Origin of the sequence: Saccharothrix sp. ST-888, from assembly GCF_000955975.1 — a bacterium.
GTDB lineage: Bacteria > Actinomycetota > Actinomycetes > Streptomycetales > Streptomycetaceae > Kitasatospora.
The window spans coordinates 1-6,719 of sequence record NZ_JYJF01000183.1; the positions used below are offsets into that span (position 1 = coordinate 1).

Sequence of the window (6,719 nt, forward strand, 5' to 3'; positions counted from 1 at the left end):
TGCGGGCCGTCCGATGCGAACCGTCCGATGCGCCGATCAGCCAGTCGCTGCCGGGGGCAGGACCTCGCGCAGCAGCCCCCGGGGGAAGCCTCGGCGGCCGTACTCCCTCGGGTAGCCGATCGAGACCTCCTCGAAGCGGACACCGTCGTGGACCGTGGTGCGGGGGATGTGCAGGTGGCCGTAGACCACGGCGGCGGCGCGGAATCTGCGGTGCCAGTCGGCCGTCCGCTCGGTGCCGCACCACTGCGCGAACTGCGGGTAGCGCAGGATCGCGGTGTCCTCTCGGACCAGCGGGAAGTGGTTGACCAGGACGGTCGGCAGGGCGGGGTCGAGGGCGGCCAGCCGCTGTTCCGTCCAGCTCACCCGGGCCTCGCACCAGGCGGCGGCGTCCGGGTAGGGCTCCGGGTGCAGCAGGAACTCGTCCGTGCACACCACCCCCGACTCGTAGGCCTGTTCCATCGCCGCCTCGCGGCTCAGCCCCGGCAGGCGGAACGAGTAGTCGTAGAGCACGAAGAGCGGCGCGATCACCACCGGGCCGCCCGCTCCGCGCCAGACGGCGTACGGGTCCTCCGGCGTCAGGACACCGAGGCGGCGGCAGATCTCCACCAGGTGGCGGTAGCGCGCCTCCCCGCGCAGCTGGACCAAGTCCCCTTGCGGCGTCCACAGTTCGTGGTTTCCGGGGACCCAGATCACCTGCGCGAAACGGTCCCTGAGCAGGCCGAGCGCCCACTCGATCTGGTCGACGGTCTCGCTGACGTCCCCGGCCACGATCAGCCAGTCCTCGGGCGACTGCGGGAGGAGCTCCTCCGCCAGGATGCGGCGGTTCTCCGCATGGTGGACGTGCAGGTCGGAGACCGCCAGCAGGCGGCCCGGCTGTTCGATGCTCTCGCTCATCCGGCCATCATCTCGATCGGCGACAACCTCCGGGTCAACCGGCGTGATCGAAAGTCAATTCCCGCCAGGGTCGGCAAGTTGGTGTCCTCTTGGCGACCCCGGCGGGACGGCTGGGCGGAGAAGGCGCAGCAGCGGGCGCGGCTACTACATGTTGATCATGTGCCCGGCCAGGCCGTGGATGGCCTCCTTGACGGCCTCGCCCAGCGTCGGGTGGGCGTGGACGTTGCGGGCGATCTCGGTGACCGTGAGGTCCCACTGCTGAGCCAGGGTCAGCTCGGGCAGCAGCTCGGTGACCTCGGGGCCGATCATGTGGGCGCCGAGCAGCTCGCCGTACCTGGCATCGCTGATGATCTTGACGAAGCCGACCGTGTCACCGAGGCCGTGGGCCTTGCCGTTGGCCATGAACGGGAACTTCGCGACCTTGACGTCGAAGCCCTGGTTGCGCGCCTGCTCCTCGGTCCAGCCGAAGCTGGCGATCTGCGGCTGGCTGTAGGTGGCGCGCGGGATCATCACGTAGTCGAGTTCCATGGTCTCGGCGTCCGCGATGGTCTCGGCGGCGATGACGCCCATCGACTCGGCGGCGTGGGCCAGCATCAGCTTGGCGGTCACGTCGCCGATGGCGAAGATGTGCGGCACCGAGGTGCGGCAGTGGCCGTCCACCTCGACCGCGCCGCGCTCGGTGAGCTTGACGCCGGTGTTCTCCAGGCCGTAGCCGGTGACCCGGGGGGCGAAGCCGATCGCCTGCAGGACCTTGTCGGCCTCCAGGACGCGCTGCTCGCCGCCCGCCGTGACGGTGACCTTGACCTTCTCGCCGGAGTCGTCGATCGCGTCGACCCGGGTGGAGGTCAGTACCTCGATGCCCAGGCGCTTGTAGCGCTTGAACAGCTCGGCGGAGACGTCCGCGTCCTCCAGCGGCGCCATCCGGTCCAGGAACTCGACGATGGTGACCTTCACGCCGTAGTTGTGCATCACGTACGCGAACTCGATGCCGATCGCACCGGCGCCCGCGATGATGATGCTCTCCGGCAGCTGGTCGGCCAGGATCTGCTCCTCGTACGTCACCACGCGCGGGCTCAGCGAAGTGCCGGGCAGCAGACGGGGGGTGGCACCGGAGGCCAGGATGCAGTGGTCGAAGGTGACGGTCTGCACCGCACCGTCGGCGCCGGTCACCTGGAGGGTGTTGGCGTCCACGAAGTGGCCCCGGCCCTCGAATTGGGCGATCTTGTTCTTCTTCATCAGGTAGTGGACGCCCTTGACCCGGCCGTCGGCGACCTGGCGGCTGCGCTGGAACGCTTCCTTGTAGTCGAAGCTGATCCGACCCTCGACCTGGATGCCGTAGGTCTTGGTCTCGTGCGTCAGGATGTGCGCGAGCTCCGCGTTCCGCAGGAGCGCCTTCGACGGGATGCACCCGACGTTGAGGCAGACCCCGCCCCAGTAGCGCTCCTCCACGATGCCGACGCTCAGGCCGAGCTGCGCGCTGCGGATGGCAGCGACGTACCCGCCCGGGCCGGCACCGAGGACAACGACATCAAAGTGGTTGGTCATTTTCGCCTTCGATTCGGTTGGTGACCGTGTCCGTGTCCATGTGGACAGTCGACTCCGAGGAGTCCGACCACCCCCAAGCCTGTCGTACGCGGGCGCGGCAGGCACCGTGGGCCCCCGATCTCGTCGACCGGACCGGGTGGCGCACCACCGGCACGCGGGACGGCGGTTGCCCCTGCGGGCGCGGCCGACCGGGGCACGGTCCGGTAGCAGGACCGCACCGGCCGCCGGCAGCGGTACGGAGCCCGGCATATGAGGCCGGCTCAGCACCACGGCCACCGCCGTCGCGACGGCCGGGGAGTGCGGTGTACGGCCGGGCGACCAGCCGGGCGGGCACTCAGGTAGGTCCGGCCGGACGGGCTTCGCCGTCAGCGCTCGGCGCCGCCGTAGCGGTGGCGCAGGTTGGGGTCGTCCAGCCACCAGGGGCGCGTGCCCTGCGGCTCGTCGTCCTGGACGGTCCCGGCCGTGGCGGGCCCGGCTTCCCCGGCGGCTTCCCTGGCAGCCTCCCGAACGGTCGTCCGAGCCTCGAACTCGGCGTCCAGCGCGGCGTCCACCGCCGCGGTCTCGGCCCGGCCGGTGACGATCATGCGCCGGATCAGCGCGCAGAGGAAGGGCAGGCCGATCAGGTCGCCGAGCACCCAGATCACGTTGCCGCCCCAGGTCTGGTCCTGCAGCAGGGTGGGGCCCCAGGTGCGGCCGAGGGCCGCGTAGTGCGGCTCGGCGATCAGGTGGTGGCCGTAGATGAGGATCAGGGCGAGTCCGGCGTCGAAGATCACCTCGGCGAAGGTGACGAACAGGCTGACCAGCAACGGGTACTCGTACGCGACCGGGTCGAGCTGCAGCCGGGGCCAGTAGTACGCCACGCCCAGCGCGACCAGCGTCAGGTGCAGGCCGATGTTCCAGGCCCCGCTACTCAGGGTCTTCTCGTACCAGGGCGTGAAGTAGAGCAGCCACGGCGGCGCCATCAGCAGCACCGTGGACACCGCGGGGAACATCAGCAGCCGGGAGGGGCGGCTGCGCAGCGAGCGCATGATCCGCGCCCGGCGCGCCTCGGGCGAGGTCTCGACCAGCAGTGAGACCGGCGCACCCAGCACCAGCAGCAGCGGGACCAGCATCAGCAGCAGGACGACCTGGGCGGCCCGGTCGGTGAACAGGATCCGCTCGTACACCCCGATGCCGGAGCAGGTCACCCAGATCCAGACCAGCAGCCCGCCGAGGAAGGCGGCGGTGCGGTGCAGCGGCCAGCGGCCGCCGGCCCGATGGAAGGCGCGGACGCCCAGCAGGTAGGCGCCGCCGAGCAGCGCGGCGAGGGTCAGGACGACGGGCTCGGCGGTCCAGGTGGTGGCCAGGTCGGCCCAGTGCCAGGGTGGCGGGCCGTCGTGGCCGAGGGCGAGTGCTGGGGTCGGCATCCGGTGGTTCTCCTGTTCCGGCTGGTGCGGTGCAGCCGGTCGGTGCGGTGCGGTCGGCCGGTGCGCGGCGGCCGGTCGCTGTGCTGCGGCGCAGTCGGCCGTTTCGCTGCGGCGCTTGCGGCTCCTCCGACATGATGGCCGACGCCGAAACGATCACGGGAGCTGGGTCCGGAACCCCCTGTTGCCACATCGGCGTCACCCTCGTGCGAGGATGCGTCGTCTACTACATCACTGTCGAAGATGCCGAAGCGGGGAATCCGTGACAGACAGCCCACGAAGCGCCGGGCGAAGGCTGGCCGCTCGCCGCCGCAATCTCGAACTCGCCCTGGTACTGGCGGCGGTCGTGGTCTGCCTTGCGGGCTATGTGACCGCCAACGAAGCGCTCAACCACGCGCTGCCCGAGGGCCTGCTGGTCTACGGCACCGGCCTGCCGGCGCTGGCCGTGGCGCTGCACATGGCGATCCGGCGCTTCGCGCCGTACGCGGACCCGCTGATCCTGCCGCTGGCCGTCTTCCTGACCGGGTTCGGGCTGGTGCTGCTCAACCGGCTCGACCAGTCGTACGCGCTCTTCCACGCCGCCAAGGGCGACTACCAGAAGCTGCCGTCGGCGCCGAACCAGGTGATGTGGGTGGTGATCGCCTCGGCGGCGGCAGCCGGGCTGATCATCGTGGTGAAGCACCACCGGATCTTCCAGCGCTACGTCTACCTGATCATGGCCGGAGCGCTGATCCTGCTGGCCGCACCGGCCTTCTTCCCCGGCGACGACTTCGGCGCCAAGCGCTGGATCAAGCTCCCGGGGATCAGCCTCGAACCGGACGAGTTCGTCAAGGTCGCCATCACCGTCTTCTTCGCCGGCTACCTGATGGCCAGCCGGGACGCGCTCGCGCTGACCGGGCGGAAGTTCTGGGGCATGAATCTGCCGCGCGGCCGCAACGTCGGCCCGGTGCTCGCCATCTGGGTGGTCAGCCTGCTGGTGCTGATCTTCGAGCGCGACCTCGGTACCTCGCTGATCTTCTTCGGCGTCTTCGTCGTGATGCTCTACGTGGCCACCGAGCGGACCAGCTGGGTGGTGCTCGGCCTGCTGATGGCCGTCGGCGGCGCGGCCGTGGTCGGCGACATCGAGCCGCACGTGCACGGCCGGGTCGAGGCCTGGCTGCACCCGCTGGACATCTACCTGCCCCACCACAACCCGGCGCTGATCTCCGACCAGCCCGCCCAGGCCCTGTTCAGCTTCGGCACCGGGCACCTGATGGGCACCGGTCTCGGCCAGGGGCGGCCGTACCTGATCGGCTTCGCCGGGCGCAGCGACTTCATCTTCACCACCATCGGCGAGGAGTTGGGCCTGGCCGGGGTCACCGCCTTCCTGCTGGTCTACACCCTGTTCGTGCAGCGCGGACTGCGCACCGCCATCGCCCTGACCGACCCCTTCGGCAAGCTGCTCGCCACCGGGCTCTCGGCGGCCGTGGCGCTCCAGGTCTTCGTGGTGGTCGGCGGGGTGACCGGGCTGATCCCGCTGACCGGCAAGGCGCTGCCCTTCCTCGCCGCAGGCGGCTCGTCGCTGCTGGCCAACTGGCTGCTGACCGCAGTACTGATCAAACTCTCCGACGCGGCCGGCCGCGCCGAGCTGGAACCGGAGCCCGAGGCGGCGCCGATCCCGCCCGTACAGCCGACCTCGGCCATGCCGGGTTCACCCGCCTCCGCCGCACTCTGACCCGCCGGGCGGTACTGCCCCCCGGCGCCGCATGGGACCTGACGGACCCCCGGAAGGACACCACCGGCGTGCCGCATCCGGAGCCCTGGATGGTCCCGCAGTGGCGGACCCAGCAGATCCTGCACACCCGCCTGCGCGAGCTCGGCGGCCAGGTCGGAGTTCGGCACCGCGCCGGCCCGGCTGCACCAGACCCCCGAGCGGGTCGAGGCCGACCTCGAACGGGCCGACGGCACCGTCCTGCGGGTCACCGCCGACTACCTGGTCGCCGCCGACGGCGGCCGCAGCACCGTCCGCCGCGCCGTGGGCATCCCGATGACTCCTGGCCCGAGGAGCAGTGCGCAGGCATCGAGATCGTGGACGGGATGGTCGTCGTAAGTCCGGGTGCGTCCAAGCGGCACAATCGCCTGGCACGGATCTTGGCAACTGCGCTGGATGCCACCGCAGGCCCGGACTGGAACGCCGATACGGACTCCGACGTCCGCCTGCAGGACGTACCACTCACCAACCGCCGCCCGGACGTCGTCGTGTACCGCGCGGACACCATCGACGTCACGCCGACTCGCCCCCAGCACGTACTGCTCGTCGTCGCCGCCGCAACGACAGCGCGCAGCAGCAGTGGCGCAGGATGTGCCACTGCCTCCGGCCACGCGTGGTCCCGGATTGGCCGCGATCACCGCTCCCGACGGGAGCGAGGCCCTGACCAGGTCACGCCGCGAGGGTTGTTGCGGGCCGCCTGACAGCCAAGGCGGCCTTCGCGGTTCGCATGGCTGCGCGGGCGCGGGCGGCGCCACCCGGAGTCGCCGCCGCTCCGCCACCGACTGCGGGCGCTCGCTCGCCGAGGCCCGCGCAGGCCCGGCAGATGCCCGGTTGGGGTACCGGGTCATGGCATTTGGCGCACTCGGTGTATCGGGTCGCTGGAGGTTTCTCGGGGGCGTGCACGGGAGGCATCTTGCGTTCCAGGCGGCTGCGGAGCACTGCGGTCGCGGAATACATGGTCGGGGGCAGGCCGGGCAGCAGCGCTTGGGCGAGGTCACCGGCGGTGCTGCCGCGTTCCAGCCATTGGACGACCAGCGGTGCCAGCTCCATCGCCTCGGCCTCGCCGATGCGCAGGCGCGGTTCCGGCCGGATCACCCGGAACAGCGTCGCCACCGCCTGGCGGACCT

At 70.9% G+C, this 6,719-nt stretch carries 6 protein-coding genes; 2 read left to right on the top strand and 4 right to left on the bottom strand.

What is annotated here, in order from left to right; translation table 11 throughout:
* Nucleotides 1-36: 36 nt before the first annotated feature.
* The 3 genes from UK12_RS31345 to UK12_RS31355 form a co-directional block, all read right to left on the bottom strand.
* Nucleotides 37-894, bottom strand: a complete 858-nt coding sequence (locus UK12_RS31345) for a metallophosphoesterase family protein (RefSeq protein WP_045306603.1) — start codon at nucleotides 892-894, stop codon at nucleotides 37-39.
* A gap of 144 nt (nucleotides 895-1,038) precedes the next feature.
* On the bottom strand, nucleotides 1,039-2,439 hold the full coding sequence (gene lpdA / locus UK12_RS31350) for a dihydrolipoyl dehydrogenase (protein ID WP_045306604.1): 1,401 nt from the start codon (nucleotides 2,437-2,439) through the stop codon (nucleotides 1,039-1,041).
* 365 nt (nucleotides 2,440-2,804) lie between these two features.
* Nucleotides 2,805-3,845, bottom strand: a complete 1,041-nt coding sequence (locus UK12_RS31355; protein ID WP_052682353.1) for a cytochrome c oxidase assembly protein — start codon at nucleotides 3,843-3,845, stop codon at nucleotides 2,805-2,807.
* A 259-nt stretch (nucleotides 3,846-4,104) separates the two neighbouring features.
* On the opposite strand from UK12_RS31355, the gene UK12_RS31360 reads away from it, so the two are divergent.
* Both UK12_RS31360 and UK12_RS38675 read left to right on the top strand, forming a co-directional pair.
* Nucleotides 4,105-5,556, top strand: a complete 1,452-nt coding sequence (locus UK12_RS31360; protein ID WP_231591461.1) for an FtsW/RodA/SpoVE family cell cycle protein — start codon at nucleotides 4,105-4,107, stop codon at nucleotides 5,554-5,556.
* 180 nt (nucleotides 5,557-5,736) lie between these two features.
* Nucleotides 5,737-5,931, top strand: coding sequence for an FAD-dependent monooxygenase (locus UK12_RS38675; protein WP_231591463.1), 195 nt, complete (start codon nucleotides 5,737-5,739; stop codon nucleotides 5,929-5,931).
* A gap of 330 nt (nucleotides 5,932-6,261) precedes the next feature.
* Here the strand turns inward: UK12_RS38675 and UK12_RS38685 are convergent.
* On the bottom strand, nucleotides 6,262-6,719 hold a 458-nt coding region (locus UK12_RS38685), incomplete at its 5' end, for a hypothetical protein (protein ID WP_231591462.1).